Genomic DNA, 22,562 nt, shown 5'->3' on the forward strand with positions numbered 1-22,562 from the left:
TGCTGCCATCACTGGAACAGCCTCGTCGATCAGCCATGGCGCATCATGTCCATCGGCCTGCGCGAATGGGCTCATGGGTTCCGATCAGTGGGAGTTGGTATAAGGCGGACCTCGGTTTTGACCCCCTGAAAATCGGGTCTGCTGCTGAACTCATCGAAACGGGAAGGGAGATGCTGGGCACGCTGGGTTTGACCCCCTGAAAATCGGGTCTGCTGCTGAAAAGTCATCGTATTGATGAATATTCTTGCGGGGATGGCTGTTTTGACCCCCTGAAAATCGGGTCTGCTGCTGAAAGGGGCCCTGGCGGGGAGATTGCTCCATGGCCGTTCGGTTTTGACCCCCTGAAAATCGGGTCTGCTGCTGAAAACACACCGGTCCGGTGCCACGCCGAGTTGGCCGGCGTGGGTTTTGACCCCCTGAAAATCGGGTCTGCTGCTGAAAGCCCCGCGAGGGGTCGCCAGAGCCCCCGCCAACCGGTTTTGACCCCCTGAAAATCGGGTCTGCTGCTGAAAAGGCGTATGGCGCCTATAGTCGGGTCATCGGGTGTTTTGACCCCCTGAAAATCGGGTCTGCTGCTGAAATTCTTGCGGACGTAGAGGCTCTGGAACGCCGCGCGTGTTTTGACCCCCTGAAAATCGGGTCTGCTGCTGAAACTTTTGCGGAGGATCACGGCCGGCGAGGCCGTCCGTGTTTTGACCCCCTGAAAATCGGGTCTGCTGCTGAAAGCAATGGGGGAAGCGAAGCGCTATTGAAATCGCCGCGTTTTGACCCCCTGAAAATCGGGTCTGCTGCTGAAACATCCCCAAGGGGAGCAATCCCCATCCCACGGGTTTTGACCCCCTGAAAATCGGGTCTGCTGCTGAAACGGCCTGAACGCCTACACGAAGTAACTAGGAACCGGGTTTTGACCCCCTGAAAATCGGGTCTGCTGCTGAAAGAGGCAGGGGTGGTGCCCTGCCTACCGTCCCGGTGTGTTTTGACCCCCTGAAAATCGGGTCTGCTGCTGAAAATGGCCAGCGCTTCGCGCTGATCGCGAGCGCAAGCGGGTTTTGACCCCCTGAAAATCGGGTCTGCTGCTGAAATCGAGACGGTGTGACATTGAGGGCCGGGCGCTGCGTTTTGACCCCCTGAAAATCGGGTCTGCTGCTGAAAGGAGACAGACCATGACCAAGACCCACATCGTGACCTGTTTTGACCCCCTGAAAATCGGGTCTGCTGCTGAAGCATAGACATGTCCGCTGCCGCCTGGGAGCAGGTTTTGACCCCCTGAAAATCGGGTCTGCTGCTGAAGGGTGGTTCCCCGCACACCGTCCCGGTGCCGCGGTTTTGACCCCCTGAAAATCGGGTCTGCTGCTGAAACATTAAATGACATCCACAGTTACCGTCTGACTGACGTTTTGACCCCCTGAAAATCGGGTCTGCTGCTGAAAAGGGACCGGCGGGGGAACAACCCCAAGGGGGGTGACGTTTTGACCCCCTGAAAATCGGGTCTGCTGCTGAAACGCGCAGCTTCCGCCATTCCTGCCGCGCGAACCCGCGTTTTGACCCCCTGAAAATCGGGTCTGCTGCTGAAGGTGGCGACGGGGGACCCCGAGGGACCGGCGGGGTTTTGACCCCCTGAAAATCGGGTCTGCTGCTGAAACGGGGCGGGAGGGTGGCATAGTCACCCCTGTCAGCGTTTTGACCCCCTGAAAATCGGGTCTGCTGCTGAAACAATCCAGGCCTGGGTCGGTGGCGACGGGGGACCCCGAGGGTTTTGACCCCCTGAAAATCGGGTCTGCTGCTGAAACACCCTCATCGAGCGCGTCCTGCTCACCGCGCGGGGTTTTGACCCCCTGAAAATCGGGTCTGCTGCTGAAACTGTGAGAGCCGGGGCCTGAACCCGCTCACGCGGCGTTTTGACCCCCTGAAAATCGGGTCTGCTGCTGAAGCACTGGAGGCAGCGTGAGCGTCTGGGTCTCCATGTTTTGACCCCCTGAAAATCGGGTCTGCTGCTGAAGCCGCGGGCGGCGCGCGGTGGCCGACCCGCGAGGTTTTGACCCCCTGAAAATCGGGTCTGCTGCTGAAACATGCGGGCGTTCGACCTCCAGGCGGGCGTCGAGGTTTTGACCCCCTGAAAATCGGGTCTGCTGCTGAACCAACGCGGAGGACGAGCCGATGCCCGACGCCATGGTTTTGACCCCCTGAAAATCGGGTCTGCTGCTGAAGGCACTGGCTGCGATCTATATCCGGCGATCTAGCGTTTTGACCCCCTGAAAATCGGGTCTGCTGCTGAAAAACCGGAGGATACCACATGGCACTGGACAAGATGTTTTGACCCCCTGAAAATCGGGTCTGCTGCTGAAAGAGAGGCGACACACTGCCTCTAGTGCCATTCGTGTTTTGACCCCCTGAAAATCGGGTCTGCTGCTGAATTTTCTGTGAAGGGCAACACCCTGACCATCACGGTGTTTTGACCCCCTGAAAATCGGGTCTGCTGCTGAAACGCTGCCCTCTGCGAGGCCACCGTCCCGGACCTGGGTTTTGACCCCCTGAAAATCGGGTCTGCTGCTGAAACCTCCATCTCCCGCGCGACTCCATCGTCGCCGCGTTTTGACCCCCTGAAAATCGGGTCTGCTGCTGAAACCCCCTCCAAGAAACGCCAACGAGATCAAGCCCCTGCAAGGAGGCTTCGCAAGATTCGCCGGCCGCTGGAAGGCTATGCCCCTTCCGGCTCGGTGTCATCCGAGACGATGCCCGACCGCAGCAGCCGTTGCAGCGGCACGGATCCCACGCCGCCCACCACGACATCCTCGGGCCAGCCCATGCCCCACAGTTCCAGCTCCGCGTTCTCGGCCACCGGCCATGCGCGCACGTCGTCGCGGCGCGGGTGGATCAGCGCCTCCAGCCCCGCCCACAGCGCATCCAACTCCGCCGTGGTCCAGCACCCGACGAACAGCGAGTATTGAAGGCGATAGGCATGCTTCTCCAGCAGCCGCGCCACCCGCCGCAACCGCCGGGGAGAGGCGATGTCATACCCGATCAGCCAGGTGCGGCGGCGCGGCATCGCTCAACCCTCCGCCGCCAGGCACATCGCCAGCCGCGCCAGCATCTGGTCGCGCCGACCGCACGGGGCCGCCCGCTCGAACAGGCGGATCACCTCCCGCCGCGCCGCCTCCTGCGGCGCCGCGGCCAATGCGCGCAGCGCCGGGCACAGCGGCAGGACCAGCGCCTCCCCCAGCATCTCCGGCAGGGGGAAGCATCCGCTGCGGCGGGCCAGGAACTGCGGCCCCACGCCCCGCCGGGCCAGACCCTCGGCGACGGCGGCGGCGCCGAGCCCGCGCAGCAAGGTCCAGGCCGCCTGGGCCGGCGCACCCTCCGCGCCGGCGCCGAGCCACAGCCGCACCATCGCGCCCGGGCGCAGGTCCAGCCCATCGGGGCCGCGGCCCTCGGCGCGCAGCGCCTCCAGCACGGCGCGGCGCGTCTCGGCGCGGCAGAAATCCTCGAGCCGGCGGCGAAAGCCGGGCAGGCTGGCCGCCGCGTCGAGCGCCGCGGCCAGATCGCGCCGCTGGGCCGGCGGCGTCATCGGCACCAGCACCGCCAGCAGCGCGCCGCGCCTGCCCAGCAGCGCCACCGGCACGCCGGCCTCGGCGCAGGCCAGCAGCGCCTCCGTCCGCCACTGCACGCGCGGGCCATGCACCACCACGCGCGACAGCCGCGGCAGCGGCGCGAACACATCCGCCATGCCGGCCCGGCGCAGCCGCAGCGCCGGGCCATCCAGCAGGACCGCGACCGGCCGCTCGGCCGCATCCAGGTGCAGCGCCTCAAGCATCGCCGGCGTCCTCGGCCAGCAGGGCCCCGCAGGCGGCGCGCGCCGCGCGCACCAGCGGGCGCAGGCCGCGGCGCAGCAGCCGGCGTGCCGGCGCCACCGCCTCCTCCCAGGCGGCGTAGAAGGCAAGCCGCCCCGCCTTGCCGAGCAGGCAGGCCTCCCCGTCCCGCGTGAAATGGCCGGCACGCAGCCTTTCCTCGGCCAGAAGCCGCCAGGCCAGCCGCTCGCACAGCGGCCGCAGCGGCTCGACCAGGTCGCAGGCCAGGCTCTCGCGTCCGGGGAACAGCGCGTGCAGGAAGCCGATGGCGGGATCGAGCCCGGCCCGCTGCGCCGCCGCCACCGCCTCGAAATGCGCGAGGGTGTAGGCGAGGGAGAGCAGCGCGTTGGCCGGATCGCGCGGCGGGCGGCGGTTGCGCCCCGCGAAGCCGGCCGAGGGCGGCAGCAGCGCCGCATAGGCCTCGAAATAGGCGGCCGCCGCCGCGCCCTCGATGCCCATGAGTTGCGCCGGTGCCAGCGCCGCCGGCCCGCGCAGGCGCAGCAGCGCCTCGGCCAGCGCCTCCTGCCCGCGCAGGAGCGCCCGCCGCCGGTCGGGACGCCGGCGCAGCCCCTCGGCCAGCAGCCGGCGCTGGCCGAGGAGCTTGCGTCGCAGCACCGCGCGCGCGATCGCCTCCCGCGCGGCAGGGTCCAGCGCAAGGCGGAACTGCCCGAGCCGGATCGCGGCATCGGCATGGGCGCCCCCGGCCATGATGCCGGCCACCCGCCCCTGCCGCCCCGTCAGCACGAGCAGCGCCGCCCCCTGGCCCGCGATGGCGGCGATGGCGCCGGTGGTCAGGCTGGCGGGGCCGCGCAGCACCACGCGCTCCACGGGCGCGAGCGGCGTGCGCGCCAGCGTGCCGTCCGCCCCGCGCACCAGCAGGGTGCCGTCCTGCGCCTCGATGACCGCGTCGCGGCGGTCGAGATAGAGCGTGGTCATGCCCTCACCCGACGATGCGGAAGCCCGGAGGCTGCGGCGGTTGCGCGATGCCCATGCCGCGCGGCGGCAGCCGGGGGTCGAGGCGGATGGACAGCATCCGGTCCGCCCGCGGATGCAGCATGCCGCGCATGGCGCGCAGCAGCGCCGCCCGCTCCGTGCCCGTCACCCAGCACTCATGGGCCGATTTCTGCCCGCCGCTGGCATGGCGGCGCGCCGCATGCAGCGCCCTGCGCAGCCGCGCCGGATGCGCGACGTCGTAGGCCAGGAGATGCAGCGCCCGCGTGCTCATGCCCGCCGCGGATAGCCGGCCGGCGCGCCCGTTGCAGCATTGACAAGATTGTCGCCCGCCGCCCCGCGAGGGGGCGGCGAGGCCGGTCGGATGCGGTTGTCAAAGAGCGGCGCGCGGCCTCAGAGGCCGAGCGCGGAAGGGTCCCGCGGAAGCTGCGGCGGCGGTTCGTGCGGCGCACCGGCCTGGCGCAGCAGCGGGACGAGCACCCCCGCGCGCACGCGCTCGGCGAAGTCGAGCCACCGCGTCCAATCCGCCTCGGACAGCGGCCGCTCGCCATGGGCGAGGAGGGACTTGTTGCGCAGATCGAGCATGTCCCTCTGCCGCGCCTCGCCGGTCTTGCTCCGGTCGCGGTGGGGGAAGCGGTCCGCGAGGAAGCGGGCCATCGGCCCTGCCGGCTCCTTCGCCGCGATCAGCTTCCAGGTCTGGGCCAGGCCGGAGAGCGTGGGCTTGCCGGCGTGGTCCGCGAGACCGGCGCGCGCCTGCTCCTGCGGCGTCACCCGCGACCAGTCCATGTTGCCGGCGTCGAGCCCGTGGCGGTGCGCGAGCCACCATTGCGCAACCCATTCGGTCAGGCGGTAGAACCGCGCCACCGCGTCGTCGTAGCGGCCGCGCGCGGCGCAGCGCTCGGCGTTGCGCCAGAGGTCGAGGATGCGGGCGGGCACGCTGTTCGCGCAGGCCTGCGCCTGCTGCGCCCAGGGGCCGAGCTTCGGATGGCTGGCCGAGATCCTGCGCAGCCGGTCCGCGGCCTCGGTGTGCTGGAAGCGGTCCCAGAGGTCGAAGGCGCGCGACACCTCGGCGAGGTCGGCAAGGCGTCGGCGCAGCGCCCCGGGGGCCTTCTCGTCCGTGCCGAGATCCGCGTGCAGGGCGGCGAAGCCGGCGGCGGCGGTGGCGTAGTCGAAGCCCGCCCAGGCGGCGCGCAGGCGCGCCTCGCCGCGCTCGGCGATCAGCCAGCCGGTGGCGATGGGCGCTGGCCGCTCGGTGCCGTCCCTGACCTTGTCCAGGTCGTCGCGGCGGCCGAGCATGAACTGCACCCCGGCGTCGGGCGTGGCGATGGCGGCCTGGAACATCGCGCCGGTCATGGATTTCGTGCCGCCCGTGTAGTCGAAGAGCAGGGTGGCGCGCGGCTGCTCGGCGCGCAGCCGGGCGAGGCGTTCGCGCAGGACCAGGAAGATCGCCTCCGGATCGTCGGGCGGGACGGTCAGGATCTCGTGCGGCTGGTTCGGGCGCCGCGCCTTGGCCAGGATCTCCGGCACCTGGCCCGCCGAGCCGGGCTGCGCGCCGGACGGGGCCGAGGCGAGGAAGAGGACGCGGTCGGGCCGCTTCGCCGCGATGGCGGAGGCGATCGGATTGGGCGAGCCGCCGACCGAGGCGACGAGGATCAGGGTCACGGCCGCTCCTCCCTCACCACCCAGCCGATCACCCAGCCGAAGGGGATGGGGTTGCTGTCGGCGTCGCGGGTGATGGTGCGGGTCAGGCCCCAGGCGTTGGGCGGGCGGATCCTGTCGGCGGGGTTCTTGGCCTGCGGGAAATGGCCGCGGCGCACGCCCTCGAGCGACTTGCTCTCGAAGTGGCCGAAGCGGCCGAGGCGGAGGAGGAGGAAGCGCGGGTCCCAGGCCGTGTTCCCGAGCGGCAGTCGCCCGACCGGATCGCGATGGGCCAGGAGCTTCCGCTGGATCTGATCCATCGTCGTGCCCTGGAAGAAGCGCTTCATCTCGGCGTTGAACAGGCCGACGTGGAAGGCGCGGCACCGCCACAGCAGCAGGCGCGGATCGAAACGCGCGTCGGAACGGGGGACGCATCCTTCCTCCCCCGCACGGCCGTCAATCCCGATCGTCACGGTGAAATCCGGCGCCTCGCCGCCGTCGGTCAGCGCGCGGGTGCGCTCGTAGTGCATCTGCATCTTGCCCGCCTCGGGGTTCTTGCGGTCCATGACCTCGACGCGGTCGATCAGCGTGGCGCCGTCGGGGAGAAACGCGTCCGAGACGTGCAGGAAGCGCAGCGGGTCGGTCTCGGTCCTGTTCGCGTCAAGGCCGAAGGCGGCGCTGAGCGCGGCCTCATGGCGCCAGCCCCCCGGCGGCTCGCGATCGCGCGGCAGGGCGGCGGAGGCAAGCGCGGTGCGCAAGGCGCCCTTGATCGAGCTGCCGGGGATGCAGGGCCGCCCGCCGCTGCGGACGAAGGGCCTCACCTGGCCAGAACGCAGCGCCGGATCGGCGAAGGCCCGCTGCAACTCGTTCCTCGCGCGGCCGGAGATGGGGATGCGCTCGAGGATGGCGCCCGCGCCGGCCCTGCGCAGCGTCTCCGCCGCCTCGCCGAGCCTTCCGGCGTCGAGCGCGCGCTGGAAGGCGCTGCGCTGGGCGGGCGTCATCGCGCGCATCGCCTTCGCCTGGTCGAAGCGGCAGAGCGCACCGCCCTCCAGCCGATACTCGTCGAGCCGCATCTCCGTCCCGTCGCCGATATGGACCGGCGTCAGCGGCACGAGGCGCAGCGTGAGCCGCGTCAGCGCCCGCGGCGGGCCCGCATGGACGTTCACGCCGCGGCCTCCGTGTACGGGATGGCGAGGTGGAAGGCGTTGTGGCCGATGGGATCGGCCGGGTCCTCGTCCTGGTGCAGGCCCGTGACCCAGGCGCCGAAGGGCCCCGGTCCTTCGGGGGCGAAGGTCGCGCCGGCCTCGGCCAGCACCAGCGGCAGCTTCCAGGGGCGGCGGCCCTCGGCCGCCATCTCGCGCCCGAGCTTGCCGAACAGCACGAAGCGCTGCCAACGCGCCTGCCGCATGTTGGCGGTCATCACGCCCTGCGAGAGCGAGAGCATCCGCGCCGCGCCGCCCCCCGCCGGCGCCTCGGCGAGCCAGCCGGCATCCTCGCTGCCCTCGAGCGCGAAGCGGCCGCGGCCCGTCGAGGCGTCGCGGCCGAAGCCCGTCTCGCCGACATGGGCGATCAGCGCCTCCACCTCGCGCGCGGGCAGCGGGCTCCGCACATAGAGATCGGCCTCGATCCGCCGCGGGCCGTCCTTCGCGATGGCCGGCCAGAGTTCGTCGGCGAACCAGAGGCCGCCGCCGCCCGCTTCGGGCGTGCGCCCGCTCTGGCGATCCAGGCGGTTGTGGGGGGTGCGGGCGGACCTGAGGAAGGGCGGGTCGTCCTGCGCCTTGCGCAGCGCCTCGGCGAGCGCCTTGGCCGTGGCGCCGACGCGCAGGCCGCGCCAGGCATCGAGCGATAGATAGCGCCGGCGCTTCAGCGCCTTGGCGTCCTCGGCCTGGCTTTCCTCGCGCGCGGGCGGCAGGAGCGGGCGCGGCAGGTGCCCGGCCGGCAGCAGGTCGGAGAGGGCGAAGGGCTCCACGGGCAGCCGCGCGAGCCAGGCGCGCAGCGCCGCCCGCCCCTCGCGCGCGCGCTTCGCCCAGCAGAGATGGCCGAAGAGCGTGCCCGAAGTGGGCGGCGTGCCGAAGGGCGAGAGCGGGTCGAGCACCAGCCGGTAGCGGCGGAGTTCCATCAGGCGGGCACCCCGAGGATGTCCTCGGCTCGGACGATGCCGGGCGGCCGCTCGCGGCTGAAGCGGTGGCCGCGGAAGCGGTTGTCGAGCGCGAGCGGCGCCCGCTCCGGCACGTGCAGCGCGAGATCCTCGAAGGCGATGCGCCCATAGCCGCGCGAGCCGGAACCGCCCAGCGCGTCCTCCTCGAGGAGCGCGAGGCCCTGCAGCGTCCAGTCCAGGCATTCGAGGTCGCGCGCCGCTCCGTCGCCGAGATCGTAGAGGCGGAAGGCCAGCTCGAAGTCAAAGGCCACGCCGGCGGGGACGCGCTCCTGCGTTCGCAAACCCCCGTCCAGCGCTTTGCCTTGAATGCGGTTGATCGTGACCTCGGTCTTCTCCTCGAAGAAGGCCTCGGGCGCCTCGCGATACCGCGCGCGGTCCGCCTCGCAGAGCGGGGCGTCGCGCACCATCAGCCGCGTCGGCCCGCCCTTCCAGTCCTTCAGCGCATTGCCGAAGATGCGCAGCACCGGATCGGCGGTGTCCACCGGCTGCTTGCCGTCGAAGCCCCAGGCCTGGCCGTCCGCGCGCACCGCACCGAACGCCCATTCCAGCAGGAAGCGCAGCTTGCCCTTGATCGAGGAGCCGGGGATGTAGGGCTCGCCGGTGTGCGGGTGCTTGAGGACGGGGTTGTCGATGCCGCCGATCTCGACGGAATCCTTGCCCGCGCCGATGTGCAGGCCGGACTTCAGCCGGATCAGGCCGGTGACGCGCACGCGGCCGGCTTCGCGGATGCTGCTCATGCGGCGGCGTCCTTCTTCCTCTCGAAGACCTTGTGGAAGGCCATCACGGCCTCGAAATGCGGCTGGAAGCCGCGCAGGAAGTCGTGCCGCGTCCTCACGCTCGCCGCGTGGCGGGTGAAGAAGAGGACGAGCTCGTCCGGGTATTGCGTCTGGCGCCCCCAGGTGTAGGCGGCCTTGGCGCGCAGCAGCGTCAGGTGCGCGCGGATCTCCTCGTCGCTCGCGCCGGCGAGTTCGACGCGGCGCTTCAGCGCCATCACCTCGGCATAGAAGCGGCGGAGCTGGCTGGCCGGCACCCCGGCGAGCTTCTGCGCCACCTGCTCCGCCTCCGTGCCGAGCAGGCCCGCCTCGATGGCCTTCGGATCGTTGGCGGAGAAGTAGCGCAGCGGCTGGGCGGGCGGGCGCAGCAGCTCCTCGATCCGACCGCGCGACCGGTGCCGGTCGCCGGCCCCTTGCGGCGTGCCCCCCTGCGCCGGTCTCGCGCCGCCCAGCCCGAAGTCCTGCCGCGGCGGCGGCCCGCCGCCCGGCCTCCCCCTGTTCCAGTTTCCCGACATCCGCGCCTCCTTCACCGGTTCCGCCAGAGCGCAACAGTCATCGCGATCTCCGCATCCGCCTCGCCGCCCCGTCCGGGCGGCGGCAGGGCGCGCAGCAGCAGCGCCCGCAGACTGTCGCGGGCCGCGGCCGGCGCGCGCTCGAGGAAGCGGGCCTCCTGGTAGCGCCATTTCGGGTTCCAGTCGGCGGCGCGTGCCTCGCCCGCCTCCGCCGCGCGGCGGCGCGCGGCGAACCACCGCATCCGGTGCAGGAAGGTGGGCGGCAGATGCTCCGCGCGCACCGCCCCGTTCAGCGCCTCGGCGAGATCGAGCGTGGCGCCGAGCCCCGCCCAGCTCAGCACGCGGCCGAAGACGCCGAGCCGGTCGCGCCCGCCCCGCTTCGCGGCCTCCAGAGCCTCCTCCGCCTCCTCCACGGCGAGCGCCAGCGGGTGCCTCGGATGGACGAAGGCGATCCCGGCCGAGAGCGTCAGGTTCGGATTGCCGCCCGAGAAGGCGCCGAAATCCTCGCGCAGCGCGAGCGCCAGCGGCAGGGCGAAGCGCCAGGGCGCGACCAGCAGCAGATCATCGCCCCCGGCATAGACGGTGTAGGTCGTCGGAAAGCGGCGCGCGAGAAGCCAGGGCAGGCGCTCGGCGAAATAGCCGTCGAGAAGGCGGGAGAGCTGCGCGACGCGCGCCGGCGAGCGGTCGCGGCCCAGGCCGTCGGCGAAGACGCGGCCGAGGAAGTCCACGTCCGCCTTCACGATCGCCAGCAGGTCGCGGCCGACAATGCGGCCCGCGTGCATCTCCAGCGCCTCGGCGCCGATCGCGGCGAAGGTCATCAGCTCGCCCGCGGCGCCGCGTTCGTCCTCGGGGATGCCGGCATGGGCGTAGCGCGGATCGGCGGGATCGCGCACCAGCGGGACATGCGCCGGGGCGCGGAAGACGGCGCTGCCCGCGCCCTCGCGCGCGAAGGCGAAGCTCGCCCGCGCCGCGGCGCCGCGTTCGGACCAGGGGGCGAGGCGGAGTCCGCCGGGCAGCGCGGCCGGCGCATCCTCCCTCGCGGCGGCTTCGGGTTCGAGCAGGGCGAAGCCCTCCGCCTTCGGCAGGCGCTGGCCGAGGCGACAGGCCGCATCGCACACGGTGCAGCGCCAGGCGCGATCGAGCGGCGTCTCGATCACCGCCGGCCGCACGCCGCAGCTCGCGCAGGCGCCGCGCGCCGGGTCGAAAGGCGCCGGGATCACGCCGGTGCCGACGAGGCCGCCCTCTCCGCACCACCCCGCGAGGGGTCGGAGCTTCGCCGCATCCAGCGCCGCGGCGAGCTTCGCGCGTTCCTGCCGGTAGCCCTCGGCCACCGCGTTGTCCGGGCCGCGGCGAAGGAACTGCCCGGCGGCGAAGGGCGGGCCGGCGGCGAGGACCAGGGCGAGATCGCCCTGCCAGTGCGCGACCATCCAGCGATCGAGTTCCCCGCGCACCGCCTCCAGCCGCGTCTCGAGATCGGGCAGGTCGGGCAGCAGCAGCTCCGCCTTGCCGCCGGCATTGAGCAGCACCGAGGAGAAGGGCAGGCCGAGTTTCTCGAGCATCAACTCGAGCGCCGCCTCCACCGTCTGGCCCATCAGGAAGGAGCGCGCGCGCAGGATCCGGCTCGCGCCCTTCTGCCCATCGAGCCGCAACAGCGCCTTCTGGATGCCGGAGAGGTCGAGCGCGGCGAGGCGGAACTTCGGCACGGAGCGGTCCTTCACCGCCGCGACCTCGTTCGTGTCCTTCGCCCCGTGCCATGCCGCCAGTGCCGCGGCGATGGCCGCCACCGCCCGGGCGTGCTCGTGCAGCGACACGTCGGGCTGATCCACGGTGGAGGAAGGCACGGCCCAGAGCAGCCGCTCGGACAGGCCGAGCAGCGCCCGCTCGAAGCGGCGGGCGGAGAGCCCATGGCGGCCGAAGGCGCGCACGCCCTCCTGCCACGCCGTCCAGAGAAGGCCGAAGCGGCGCGGCTGGTCCTTCGGCGCGGACGCCTGTGGCGGCAGCGCCTCGGGCGAGGCCTCCTCGGCCGGATGCCACATCGCGCCCGGCACGGCGCCGCGGCCGATCGCGATCGCGGGCAGCAGCGCGCGCAGCTCCCGCTCGCGGAAGGTCCCGCCATGCGCCTCCTCCGCCTCGTCCCTCTCCTTGCGCTCCAGGCCGGAGGCGAGGCGGTCGGCCTCGGCAAGGATCCAGTCGGAAGGGTCGTCGTGGCGCGGGGCGTGGTGGCGCACGGCCACCGCACCGAGCCGCGCGCCGTTGACCTCCTTCGGCCAGCGCAGCCCTTCGCGCTCGGCCTCGCGGATCGCGAAGTCGCTCCAGAGCGCGTGGCGATGGGTGTAGCGGCCGTCGCGCAGCGGCAGGATCGCGCTCTCGGTGCCGCCGGGATCGCCGCCATAGGCCGCGCGCAGGGCCGCTTCGTCGGGGTGCGCGCGCTGGGCGAGCTTGCCGATGTCGTGCAGCAGGCCGGCGAGCGCCGCCTCCAGGGGGGTGATCAGCTCAGCGGCCACGGGCGTCCTCGAGGATGGTGATCGCCCCGGGCGGCAGGGCGAGGCGGTAGCCGGTCATCGGCCTGCGGCCTTCGGCGCGGATCAGGAAGGGCTCTGCCGCCGGTCCCAGAGCCTCGCGGAAGGCGCGGTTGAGGCGCGACACCTTCTCGGCGAGGTAGCCGCGCTCCATGCCCTGGGCGAGCGCCCGGCGGGCCGCCCCCAGATCCCGGTCACCGGCGGTGCGGGCGAGCGCGGCGAGGCATTCGTCCGCCAGCCGCCGCGCCTCCTGCGCGCCGCGCCAGGCGAGCGGCGGCGCGGCGGCGCGGGCACGCTCGGCGAGCCAGAGCAGGATGCCCAGGGGCGTGGGCGGCAGGCGCAGCCGCCGCTCGCCCAGCAGGACCTCCCGCCGGGCGACATCCACGCTCAGCCTCGGCGGCGCCAGCCGCTGCTGCGCTGCGGCCACCGCGGCGGCGAAGGCGCCGGCATCGCGCCCCGGTCGCCACTGCGCGCGCAGCCGCACGAAGGGGATCTCGGCGAGCGTGAGCCCCGCCTCCGCGGTGCTGACGGTGCCACCCTCGGGCAGCGTCAGCAGGGCGGGCGGATCGGGCGGGAAGAAGAAATCCGCGCGCCCGAGAAGGCGCGGATCCACCAGCACATGGGACAACACGTCGCCCTCGCGGCCGCACAGGCCGATCGCCAGGGCGGCGAGCGCGCCCATCGTCTTGCGCCCGCCGGCGATCGAGAGGTGGATGTCGCTCCCCTCGTCCAGCGTCGCCTCGGCCACGGCCGCGAAGATGGCGTCCGCCGCATGACGGTTGTCGGCCTCGGTCACGATGTCATCCAGCACGCCCCCGTCCGGCCCGGTCAAGAGCCTCCATTCCGGCATCGGAAGCGCGGCGCCAAGCTGGGCGCCGAGTTGACGCAGGGCCGGCGGCAACAGCTTCTCGGCCACTTCGCGCCCGGCGCCGGTGGTCAGCACCGTGATGCGCCGCGGCAGACGCGGCGAAGGGCCCTGGGCGAGGCACCAGATGGTCTCTGTCACCACCTGCGGCGACAGGCCGGCCAGCGCCAGGAGATGCAGCGGACGGGTCATGTCAGGCGGCCGCGGCCTCGATCCGGCCAAAGCCCATGCTGGCCCCCTTGCCGAGATGCAGGACGGACGCGGCCCAGAGCAGCGGCCAGACGTGCCGCGCTCTTTCCAGGTCGAGCAGGGCCTCGCCCACGATTCCGCCCATCTGCATCGCGCTGTTCTGGCGGCTGGAGAACCTGGTCGTCTCGACCCAGCCAAGCCGCGGCTGCTCGAAGCGCAGCGTGGCCGCTTCGGCGCGGGCGGCATCCGCCAGGGCGGGCGACGCGGGCAGGCCGAGGATGCGCAGGCGCCTCAGCGCGGCGCCGACCAGGTGGCCTGGAAGAAGGGTGCGACCGGTCAGCAGATCGCCTCCCAGCCGGATCCGCAGCGGGGTGGTCATGCGCAGCCGGACCCTGGCCGGTGGTGGCGGGCAGTGGATGGCTTCGGGCGGCGGCAATGATCCGCCGGGATCGATCGGCTGGCCGGTGCCGGCGTCGGCGATGGCACGGCAATCCAGCGGAACACGACGCGCCGAGACGCCGGCGGCGGCTGCTTCGAGCAGCGCGCGCACGGCGTAGGCTGCGGCCGATTCGGCGGAGGGGAGCAGCGTGAGGCGGACCCGGAAGGCCTGCCCGGGGCGGATCAGGCCATCGCGCGGCGCGCGGTCGGGGCACAGGATGTAGGGCCTGCCGGCCTCGGCGGCGCTGTCTGCGCCGAAGAAGGCCGGATGGATGCATACCCCCGCAAGGGGGCAGCCCTCGCATGGCCGGAGCCGCATGGCGCAGACCATGCGCTTCAGCGCATGGCCGAACGCACCGCGCCACGCCGAACCGGGATGCGCCTGCACCGCAAGGGTGGCGCGGGGCACGAAGGTGAAGTCCACCCGGCGGATGCCGTGCAGACTGAACGCGGTCGCCATGCGCGCATTGAAGCAAGCGGCTGCGGCCGATGCCAAGGACGACAACATTGTCGCCAAGCTCCCGTGCTGCACTCCGCCCACATCCGGCGACAACCCGATGCACGCAGTCGGTCATCGGTCAGCGAGGTCGGAAGCCGAAAGACGCCTCGCCCGCCGTTCATCAACCGCATCGGTGAACCGGCGCCTTGAGAGGCCTCTGCGAAACCCGCCTGCTCGGCCGATGGAGACGTGGCGGCGGCCGGGAGGTGGCCTTGGCGGTCGGCTCGGCCGCCTGGCGGTGGTGCCGCACTGACTTTCGTCAGGCGCGGAGGCGTTCGGCGCGGCGCAGGTTCATGGTGGCGCAGAGCAGGGGCAGATGGGCGCCGTTGCGCAGCAGGCCGCGATATCGGACCCGGCGCCAGCCATAGCTGCGCTTCCGCGCGCCGAGGGGGCGCTCGACCTGGGCGCGGGCCGGCGCCAGCGCCGCGTTCCCCAGCGCTGCCAGGCCGCCAACGGGCGGCGCGCATGGCCGCAGCATATGATGCCGTCGGCGATGCCGGCCTTGGCCGGCGCCTTACGCCGGGCCGCGCTGTCACTGGCCTTGCCCATGAACACCGCCGCCCCGTCGCCCTGCGCCAGCCCACCCGCGGCCGGGCCGTCGCCGACATCGGTGCCGGTCAGCACGGCGTCGCGGATCAGGTCCGCGTCGAGATCCGCCGCGACATGCGGACGCCTCGAAAAAACCCCTGCCGCTGGCGGCGCCGGACCGATCCGCTGCGGCCGCTGACAAGGGGGGCCGCAGATGGCGGGGCAGCCCGGGATGCCCGACGCGGAGCGGCAGCTGCGCGGACCATCCGTCCCGGCGATCCGCCGCAACGGCTGCGGGCGGTGGTGGAGTTCGGGGTGTTCCGTTCGGAGCTGGCATTGCCGCGGGCGGACCGCAGCCGCGACGGGTGCCCGCCCGGGGACGCGGTACTGATGTTCCGCGCCCTGGTGCTGCAGGCACTCGACACGCTGTCGAACGGCCAGGCCGAATACCAGCTGCGCGATCGGCTGTCGTTCATGCGCTTCGCCGGCCTGGCGCTGCACGACGCGGGGCCGGACGCCAGGACGATCCGGCCCTGCCGCGAGCGGCTGACGCGCGCGGGCGCCCTAGCCCGGCTGTTCGCCAGCTTCGATGCGGTGCTGGCCGAGCGCGGCTTCCCGGCGCGGGGCAGGCAGATCGTCGACGCCACCGTGGTCGGTTTGGCCGCAAAGCGGACAAACCGGCGCCGACGGCTGAGCCGGGAGCAGAAGGCGGTGCCGCGCGGGACGCCACACCCGCGGGCTGGTCGCAGGCGCGCCCGCGCCAGACCGATCGCGATCGCCGCTGGACCATCACGCGCGCCGCAAGGTGAGACCGCCTGAGGGCGGCGCGCCGCACCAGGCCGCGACCGAGATCGCGGTGCCGATGTTCGGCCACAAGGACCGCCTCGGCACGACCGCGCGCACGGCTTCAGCCGTCGCTTCGTGGCGACCGCCGCGGCGCGCCACAACGGCGCCCAACTCGGCGCCGTGCCGGGCCCGGCCAATACCGGCAGCGGCGTGTGGGCCGACACCGCCTGCCGCAGCCGGGCCAGCCCACCTCGCCCGCGGCACCCCCAGCCGGGCGCCGCTGCGCCGCCGGGTCGAGCACGTCTTCCCGCCCCGCAGGCGTTGCCTGCGGCTCGCCGCCGGGAAGCGCCGCCTGGACCTGGTCGTGCGCCGCATCGGCCCGCTCCGCGCCACGGTGCGGATCACCCTCGCCAACCAGGCCTGCGCCAGGCGCCGCTTGATCCGGATCGAGGGACAAGCCGTGCCCGCCTGATCAATCCTCGCCCCGAAAAGTCGCGCACCCCGCGCCGAAGAGCCAGGCAGGGGCCCAACACCGCAGCACCCTCCGCCTCCCCCGGCCTCAGCAGCATCCATCCGGCCGGTTTTCGGGGTGTCCGCTTGACCCATCCCACCGGTCCACCGACCTTTACCCCGTCGCGGGCTTTCCGAGTCCCTCGGCGCCCGACCAGGAGACGCGCGATGAGTGAACTGACCAAAGCGGTCACCGACGACAGCTTCCGCCAGGAGGTGCTGGAGGCCCCCGGGCCGGTGCTGGTGGATTTCTGGGCCGAATGGTGCGGCCCCTGCCGCATGGTCGCGCCGATCCTGGACGAGATCGCGCGCGAGTACCAGGGGCGGCTGACCGTCGCCAAGGTGAACATCGACGACAACCCGGTGACGCCGAACGAGTACGGCGTGCGCGGCATCCCGACGCTGATCCTGTTCAAGGGCGGCAAGCAGGTGGACACCAAGGTCGGCGCGCTGCCGAAGGGCGCGCTGAAGGACTGGATCGCCAACGCCCTCGGCGACGCCGCCTGAGCGCGGCGGCCCGCGGCCCGGCCCTGCCTCACCGGGCGAGGCGGCGGAAGGCCCGCAGGAACGCCTCGACATCCGCCTCGTCGTTGTAGACGTGCGGGCTGATCCGCATCCGCCCGAGCCGCGGCGCGACATGCACGCCCTCGGCGGCCAGCGCCTCGATCAGCCCCTCCTGCATGCCGCCGGGGAATTCGAGGCTCAGCACGTGCGGGGCGCGGACCCGCGCCTCCGGCACCCGCACCCCGGCGCCGCGCAGCCCCTCGGCGAGCATCGCCGTGAGCATGGCGAGCCGCCGCCCGATCGCCGCCTGCCCCCAGCCCGCCATCATCTCCATCCCGACCGCGGCCATCTCCAGGCTGATGAGGTGGTCGCGCTCGCCCATGTCGAAGCGCCGGGCGCCCTCGGCGAAGCGGAGATCGGCGAGGTAGGGCGCGCGCTCGGAGGCGACGGCGCGGCGCGAGTGGCTCGTCTGCTCGAGCGGGACGCCCTCCTCCTGCCGCCGCCTGGCGACGTAGAGGAAGGCGCGCGCGTAGGGGCCGAGCACCCACTTGTAGGTCGGGAAGACCAGGAAGTCGGGATCGGTCCGGCGGACGTCCACCGCCATGACGCCCACCGCGTGCGTCGCGTCCACCAGCAGCGCCGCGCCCGCCGCGCGCAGCGCCGGCGCCACGCGGTCGAGGTCCACGACGCCGCCATCGGCCCAGTGCACGCTTGAGATCGAGGCGAGCGCGAGCGGCGCCGCGCCGGGGCGCGCGATGGCGGCGAGCACCGCCTCGGTCCAGTCGCCGTCCTCCGGCCGCCGCACCGTCTCCACTTCGAAGCCCCCGGCCCCGGCGCGGGTCATCCATTCGAGGGTCGGCGAGGCGTGGTCGTCCTCCAGCACCAGGACCCGCGCGCCGCGCGGGACGGGGAGGATCCTTCCCGCGGTCGCGACGCCGTAGCCGACCGAGGGGATGATGGCGATGTCCTCCGGCTCGGCGCCGATCAGCGCCGCCGCGGCGGCGCGGGCGCGCGCGAACTGCCGCGCCTGGTGCTCCGCCCCCCAGGTCCAGGGCCGCGCCTTGCGCTCCACCCCCGCATGGCCGGCGGCGAGGACGGCACGCGGCAGGGGCGACCAGGAGGCGGCGTTGAGGTAGGCGACCTCGCGCGGGATGTCGAACGCGGCGCGCTGGCAGGGCAGCATGGCGGCGGTCCTCCGTCTCGGCGCAGCCTAGCCTGCCACTGCGCCGAGCGTGCATACCGAAGCCGGGAACGCCGGGACGCGGATCGCCGGCCTGGACGGGACGGACCTGCCTGGCCCGGACACGCCCTGGACGGTCCGGGTCTCGAACCGGCGCCCCCTCCGCACCCCAATGCGAAAGGGCTGACCCGTGGGGCAGCCCTTCCCGAACGCGCGCCGTGAGCGGGCGGAAGCCCGCGCCGCCGGGTCCTAATGGGCCTCGCCCCAGACCTTGCGCTTCACTGCGTAGACCAGGCCTCCGAGGATGGTCAGGAACAGCACGATCTTCACGCCGAGCGCGCGACGCTCCTCGAGCTCGGGCTCGGCGGCCCAGGCGAGGAAGGTGGTCACGTCGCGGGCCATCTGCTCGACGGTCGCCTCGGTGCCGTCGTGGAAGCTCACCTGGCCGGGGTTGAGCGGCGGCGCCATGGCGATCTGCTGGCCCGGGAAGTAGCGGTTGTAGTGCATCCCCTGCATCAGCTCGACGCCCTGCGGCGGGTCCGAGTAGCCGACGAGCAGGGCGTAGAGGTAGTCCGCGCCCCCCGCGCGCGCCTTCACCATCACCGACAGGTCCGGCGGATACGCGCCGTTGTTCGCCGCGCGCGCCGCCATGGCGTTCGGGAAGGGGCTGCGGAAGCGGTCCGAGGGACGGCCCGGCCGCTCGAACATCTGGCCCTCGTCGTTCGGCCCGTCCTGCACCTGCACGGTGGCGGCGATCGCGCGCACCTCGGCCTCCGACAGGCCGAGCTCGGTCAGGTTGCGGTAGGAGAGCTGGCGCAGCCCATGGCAGTTCGCGCAGACCTCCATGTAGACCTGCAGGCCGCGCTGGGCGGAGGCGCGGTCGAAGGTGCCGAACAGCCCCTTGAAGGAGAAGGGAATGCTCGGCGGCGGCTCGGCCTCGGCCGCGCGCGGCGAGGCGGGGGCGGCGGCGAGGAAGGCGGCGGCGCCGAGGGCGACGGCGATCTTGAACAGCGGGCGGCGCATCGTCTCAGGCCTTCTCCATCGGCTTCGCCGCGGCCCCGGCGGGCAACGGCCCGCCCCCGCGCAGCACGGGGCGACTGATGCTCTCGGGCAGCGGCAGGGTCCGCTCGAACCGCCCGAGGAGCGGCAGGATCACCAGGAAGTAGGCGAAGTAGTAGGCGGTGCCGAAGCGGGAGAGCCAGACGTAGATGCCCTCCGGCGGCTTCGCGCCGCAGTAGAGCAGCACGAAGAACGAGACGGTCCAGAGGAACAGCGCGATCCGGGCGATCGGGCGGAACCGCATCGAGCGCACCGGGCTGGTGTCCAGCCAGGGCAGGAAGAACAGGATCAGGATCGAGCCGAACATCAGCACCACGCCGCCGAGCTTGTCCGGCACCGCGCGCAGGATCGCGTAGTAGGGCAGGAAGTACCACTCGGGGACGATGTGCGCCGGCGTCACCAGCGGATCGGCCGGGATGTAGTTGTCCGGGTGCCCGAGCAGGTTCGGGAAGAAGAACACCAGCACCGCGAACACCAGGAAGTAGGCCACCAGCCCGACGCTGTCCTTCGCCGTGTAGTAGGGGTGGAAGGGCACGGTGTCCTGCGGCCCCTTCGGGTCGATCCCGAGCGGGTTGTTCGAGCCGGTGACGTGCAGCGCCGCGATGTGCAGGAACACCACGCCGACGATGACGAAGGGCAGCAGGTAGTGCAGGCTGAAGAAGCGGTTGAGGGTGGGGTTGTCCACGCTGAACCCGCCCCACAGCCAGGTCACGATCGAGTCGCCGACCAGCGGGATGGCGCTGAACAGGTTGGTGATGACGGTCGCGCCCCAGAAGCTCATCTGCCCCCAGGGCAGCACGTAGCCCATGAAGGCGGTGGCCATCATCAGCAGGAAGATCACCACGCCGAGCATCCACAGCAGCTCGCGCGGCGCCTTGTAGGAGCCGTAGTAGAGCCCGCGCCAGATGTGGACGTAGACGACGATGAAGAACATCGAGGCGCCGTTGGCGTGCACGTAGCGCAGCAGCCAGCCGTAGTTCACGTCGCGCATGATCCGCTCGACGGAATCGAAGGCGTGGTTGACGTGCGGCGTGTAGTGCATCGCCAGGAAGACGCCGGTCGCGATCATGATCAGCAGCGTGACCATCGCGAGGGCGCCGAAGTTCCAGAGGTAGTTGAAGTTGCGGGGCGTCGGGAACGTCCCGTACTCCTTCTGCATCATGGTGAACACCGGCAGGCGCGCGTCGATCCAGCGCACCACCGGGTTGGTGAATTCGCTCTGGTGCAGGCCGCTGGCCATGGATCGGAGCTCTCCTCAGCCGATGCGGATCTGGGTGTCGGAGGTGAAGGCGTAGGGCGGCACCGCCAGGTTGCTCGGCGCCGGCCCCCTCCGGATCCGCCCCGAGGTGTCGTAGTGGCTGCCGTGGCAGGGACAGAACCAGCCGCCGTACTCGCCCTTCGGGTCGGTCGGCTTCTGGCCGAGCGGCACGCAGCCGAGATGCGTGCAGACGCCGATCATCACCAGCCATTCGGGCCGGATCACGCGCTGCTCGTCGGTCTGCGGATCGCGCAGCTCGGACAGCGACACGGCCCGCGCCGCCGCGATCTCCTGCTCCGTGCGCCGGCGCACGAACACGGGCTTGCCGCGCCAGACCACGGTGACCGCCTGGCCGACCTGGATCGGCGAGAGGTCCACCTCGGTGGTCGAGAGCGCGAGCACGTCGCGCGAGGGATTCATCGAATGGATGAAGGGCCAGGCGATCGCGCCGGTGCCGACGACGGCGAAGCCCGCGGTCACCAGCTTCAGGAAATCGCGCCGCTTGCCCCCGGCCGCCGCGGCGGCGCGATGCGCCTCGGCTCCATGAGGCGCCCCGGGTTGGGTCGCCAGCGTCTCCGCCATGCCGTCTCGTCCCTAAACGACGACCGAGTCCCGCCTACCTACCGGACCCGGCCGCATGCCCAATCATCCCTCCGACCGACCGCGCCGCGCACGTCGCGCGGCGCCGATCGGGCCGAGCAGCGACCTGCGCTGCCGCCCTCGCGCCGCGCGCGCTTATAAGGGCACCTCCGGGGGGTGGCAATCCGCCCGGGCGTCCGCCGCATGGTCCAGGGAGACAGACGAAGCGCCATGAGCCCCGCCGCAGCCGCCGCGCCCGAGCCGCGCGCCCCCGACGACCCCCCGACGGCGGCGCCGATGGCGCGGCGCGCCCGTGCCTGGTTCGAATCGCTGCGCGACCGGCTCTGCGCCGCCTTCGAAGCGATCGAGGACGAGTGCGACGGCGGCCCCTTCGCCGCCCTGCCCCCCGGCCGCTTCGCGCGCACCGCCTGGGAGCGTCCCGGCGGCGGCGGCGGCGTCATGAGCCTCATGCGGGGCGGGCGGGTGTTCGAGAAGGTCGGCGTCAACGTCTCGACCGTGCACGGCGAGTTCTCCCCCGAGTTCCGCCGCCAGATCCCGGGAGCGGAAGACGATCCGCGCTTCCTCGCCACCGGCGTCTCGCTGGTCGCGCACCTGCGCAGCCCGCGCGTGCCGGCGGCGCACATGAACACGCGCTACATCGTCACGACCCGGGCCTGGTTCGGCGGCGGCGGCGACCTCACCCCCATGCGCCTCGACGCGCCGGAGAGCATCGAGGACGCCGCGGAGTTCCACGCCGCCCTCAAGGCCGCCTGCGACCGCCACGATCCGGGCTACTATCCGCGCTTCAAGGCCTGGTGCGACGAGTACTTCTTCCTCCCCCACCGCAATGAGCCGCGCGGCGCGGGCGGGATCTTCTTCGACTGGCTCGGCGACCGCACGCCCGGCCACGGCGCGGAGGCCGACTTCGCCTTCGTCCGCGACGTCGGCGAGGCCTTCCTCGCCGCCTACCCGGCGATCGTCCGCCGCCGCATGCGCGAGCCCTGGACCGCCGAGGAGCGCGAGCACCAGCTCGTCCGCCGCGGCCGCTACGTCGAGTTCAACCTGCTCTACGACCGCGGCACGCTGTTCGGGCTGCGCACCGGCGGCAATGTCGAGGCGATCCTGATGAGCCTCCCGCCCGAGGTGAAATGGCCCTGAGGCGGCGCCGGCGCCGCCCCGCAGGGACCGCCGCCGATCCGGCAGCCGGCCGCCGGCGTTCCGTTCGCGCGCCGCCGGGGTCCCCCGCCCTCGCCCTCCCCCCGGCCCGCGGCGGCGCGACGCGAGAAGGAGCCTGCCCATGGACCACGAGACCAGGGCCGAGACGCTGCGCCCGCCGCTGCTGATGTCGGAGGACGACCACGCGCGCCTGGTTGCGCTGGCCGGCGCCGCCGCGCGCCGCGACCCGCTGGTCGCGCGCCTGCTGATGGAGGAGGCCGACCGCGCCGAGGTGGTGCCGGCCGAGGCGGTGCCCTCCGGCGTCGTCGCGCTCGGCTCGCGGGTCGAGTTCCACGACTCGGCGACCGGACGCGTCCGCACCGTGCAGGTCGTCCTGCCCGGCGAGGCCGACATCGCCGCGGGGCGCATCTCCGCGCTGTCGCTGGTCGGCGCCGCGCTGCTCGGACTTGCCGAGGGGCAGTCCATCGACTGGCCGACCCAGGACGGCCGCATGCGCCGCCTGACCGTTCGGCGGGTGGAGCGCGGCGGCGGCGCGGCTCCCGCGGATGCGGCGCGGCCGGGGACGTGACCCGCGCGATGCGGCGTCCGCGGCCGC

General features: G+C 72.5%; 21 protein-coding genes and 1 CRISPR repeat array. Of the genes, 4 read left to right on the forward strand and 17 right to left on the reverse strand.

Going from position 1 to position 22,562, the window contains the following annotated elements; all coding sequences use genetic code 11:
- Positions 1-114 precede the first annotated feature (114 nt).
- A CRISPR array of direct repeats spans positions 115-2,625; the repeat unit is 36 nt; unit sequence GTTTTGACCCCCTGAAAATCGGGTCTGCTGCTGAAA.
- Positions 2,626-2,698: 73 nt separating this feature from the next.
- The 13 genes from cas2 to IEX99_RS00065 all read right to left on the reverse strand — a co-directional run bounded on the left by cas2 (position 2,699) and on the right by IEX99_RS00065 (position 14,865).
- The gene (cas2, locus tag IEX99_RS00005) at positions 2,699-3,046 is read right to left on the reverse strand and encodes a CRISPR-associated endonuclease Cas2 (protein WP_188897190.1); all 348 of its coding nucleotides are present in this window, start codon (positions 3,044-3,046) and stop codon (positions 2,699-2,701) included.
- Positions 3,047-3,049: 3 nt separating this feature from the next.
- Entirely contained in the window at positions 3,050-3,811 is a 762-nt protein-coding gene (locus IEX99_RS00010; RefSeq protein WP_188897191.1) for a CRISPR-associated endonuclease Cas1, read from the reverse strand.
- Positions 3,804-4,781: a CRISPR-associated endonuclease Cas1 gene (gene cas1, locus IEX99_RS00015; protein ID WP_188897192.1), complete on the reverse strand. Its 978-nt coding sequence runs from the start codon at positions 4,779-4,781 to the stop codon at positions 3,804-3,806. The genes IEX99_RS00010 and cas1 overlap by 8 nt, the downstream gene beginning before the upstream one ends.
- Positions 4,782-4,785: 4 nt before the next feature.
- Positions 4,786-5,070 (reverse strand): CRISPR-associated endonuclease Cas2, encoded by a 285-nt coding sequence (locus IEX99_RS00020; RefSeq protein ID WP_188897193.1) that lies wholly within the window; start codon positions 5,068-5,070, stop codon positions 4,786-4,788.
- Between the two features lie 119 nt (positions 5,071-5,189).
- A complete protein-coding gene (locus tag IEX99_RS00025) occupies positions 5,190-6,458 on the reverse strand; it encodes a TIGR02710 family CRISPR-associated CARF protein (RefSeq protein ID WP_188897194.1) in 1,269 nt (422 codons plus the stop codon).
- Positions 6,455-7,600: a type III-A CRISPR-associated RAMP protein Csm5 gene (gene csm5 / locus IEX99_RS00030; RefSeq protein ID WP_188897195.1), complete on the reverse strand. Its 1,146-nt coding sequence runs from the start codon at positions 7,598-7,600 to the stop codon at positions 6,455-6,457. Before csm5 ends, IEX99_RS00025 begins: the two co-directional genes overlap by 4 nt.
- Entirely contained in the window at positions 7,597-8,553 is a 957-nt protein-coding gene (gene csm4 / locus IEX99_RS00035; RefSeq protein WP_188897196.1) for a type III-A CRISPR-associated RAMP protein Csm4, read from the reverse strand. Before csm4 ends, csm5 begins: the two co-directional genes overlap by 4 nt.
- Positions 8,553-9,329: a type III-A CRISPR-associated RAMP protein Csm3 gene (gene csm3 / locus IEX99_RS00040; RefSeq protein WP_188897197.1), complete on the reverse strand. Its 777-nt coding sequence runs from the start codon at positions 9,327-9,329 to the stop codon at positions 8,553-8,555. Before csm3 ends, csm4 begins: the two co-directional genes overlap by 1 nt.
- Complete coding sequence (gene csm2 / locus IEX99_RS00045) at positions 9,326-9,880, reverse strand: type III-A CRISPR-associated protein Csm2 (RefSeq protein WP_188897198.1); 555 nt, start codon at positions 9,878-9,880, stop codon at positions 9,326-9,328. Before csm2 ends, csm3 begins: the two co-directional genes overlap by 4 nt.
- An 11-nt stretch (positions 9,881-9,891) precedes the next feature.
- On the reverse strand, positions 9,892-12,381 hold the full coding sequence (cas10, locus tag IEX99_RS00050; protein ID WP_188897200.1) for a type III-A CRISPR-associated protein Cas10/Csm1: 2,490 nt from the start codon (positions 12,379-12,381) through the stop codon (positions 9,892-9,894).
- Complete coding sequence (gene csm6 / locus IEX99_RS00055) at positions 12,371-13,453, reverse strand: CRISPR-associated ring nuclease Csm6 (RefSeq protein ID WP_188897202.1); 1,083 nt, start codon at positions 13,451-13,453, stop codon at positions 12,371-12,373. Before csm6 ends, cas10 begins: the two co-directional genes overlap by 11 nt.
- A gap of 1 nt (position 13,454) precedes the next feature.
- Positions 13,455-14,348 (reverse strand): CRISPR system precrRNA processing endoribonuclease RAMP protein Cas6, encoded by an 894-nt coding sequence (gene cas6, locus IEX99_RS00060; protein WP_188897204.1) that lies wholly within the window; start codon positions 14,346-14,348, stop codon positions 13,455-13,457.
- A gap of 298 nt (positions 14,349-14,646) precedes the next feature.
- Entirely contained in the window at positions 14,647-14,865 is a 219-nt protein-coding gene (locus tag IEX99_RS00065) for a transposase (RefSeq protein ID WP_188897206.1), read from the reverse strand.
- On the opposite strand from IEX99_RS00065, the gene IEX99_RS00070 reads away from it, so the two are divergent.
- A complete protein-coding gene (locus IEX99_RS00070) occupies positions 14,853-15,734 on the forward strand; it encodes a transposase (protein WP_188897208.1) in 882 nt (293 codons plus the stop codon). The two genes, IEX99_RS00065 and IEX99_RS00070, sit on opposite strands and share 13 nt — an antisense overlap.
- 645 nt (positions 15,735-16,379) lie before the next feature.
- Positions 16,380-16,718 carry a thioredoxin TrxA gene (gene trxA, locus IEX99_RS00075; RefSeq protein ID WP_188897210.1) on the forward strand — a complete coding sequence of 113 codons (339 nt, stop codon included), beginning with the start codon at positions 16,380-16,382 and terminating at the stop codon, positions 16,716-16,718.
- A gap of 28 nt (positions 16,719-16,746) precedes the next feature.
- Here trxA and IEX99_RS00080 read toward each other — a convergent pair whose 3' ends face one another.
- The 4 genes from IEX99_RS00080 to petA all read right to left on the reverse strand — a co-directional run bounded on the left by IEX99_RS00080 (position 16,747) and on the right by petA (position 20,794).
- Complete coding sequence (locus IEX99_RS00080; protein ID WP_188897212.1) at positions 16,747-17,898, reverse strand: aminotransferase class V-fold PLP-dependent enzyme; 1,152 nt, start codon at positions 17,896-17,898, stop codon at positions 16,747-16,749.
- 246 nt (positions 17,899-18,144) lie between these two features.
- Positions 18,145-18,918, reverse strand: a complete 774-nt coding sequence (locus IEX99_RS00085; RefSeq protein WP_188897214.1) for a cytochrome c1 — start codon at positions 18,916-18,918, stop codon at positions 18,145-18,147.
- Positions 18,919-18,922: 4 nt separating this feature from the next.
- Positions 18,923-20,194 (reverse strand): cytochrome b, encoded by a 1,272-nt coding sequence (locus IEX99_RS00090; RefSeq protein ID WP_188897216.1) that lies wholly within the window; start codon positions 20,192-20,194, stop codon positions 18,923-18,925.
- A 15-nt stretch (positions 20,195-20,209) separates the two neighbouring features.
- Entirely contained in the window at positions 20,210-20,794 is a 585-nt protein-coding gene (gene petA, locus IEX99_RS00095; RefSeq protein ID WP_188897218.1) for a ubiquinol-cytochrome c reductase iron-sulfur subunit, read from the reverse strand.
- A 228-nt stretch (positions 20,795-21,022) separates the two neighbouring features.
- Between petA and hemF the strand changes: the two genes are divergently transcribed.
- Together hemF and rnk are read left to right on the forward strand one after the other, a co-directional pair.
- Positions 21,023-21,949 (forward strand): oxygen-dependent coproporphyrinogen oxidase, encoded by a 927-nt coding sequence (gene hemF, locus IEX99_RS00100; RefSeq protein ID WP_188897220.1) that lies wholly within the window; start codon positions 21,023-21,025, stop codon positions 21,947-21,949.
- A 139-nt stretch (positions 21,950-22,088) separates the two neighbouring features.
- Positions 22,089-22,535, forward strand: a complete 447-nt coding sequence (gene rnk, locus IEX99_RS00105) for a nucleoside diphosphate kinase regulator (RefSeq protein ID WP_188897222.1) — start codon at positions 22,089-22,091, stop codon at positions 22,533-22,535.
- The last annotated feature ends 27 nt before the right edge of the window (positions 22,536-22,562 follow it).

The organism is Caldovatus sediminis, assembly GCF_014644455.1.
Classification (GTDB): Bacteria; Pseudomonadota; Alphaproteobacteria; order Acetobacterales; family Acetobacteraceae; genus Caldovatus; species Caldovatus sediminis.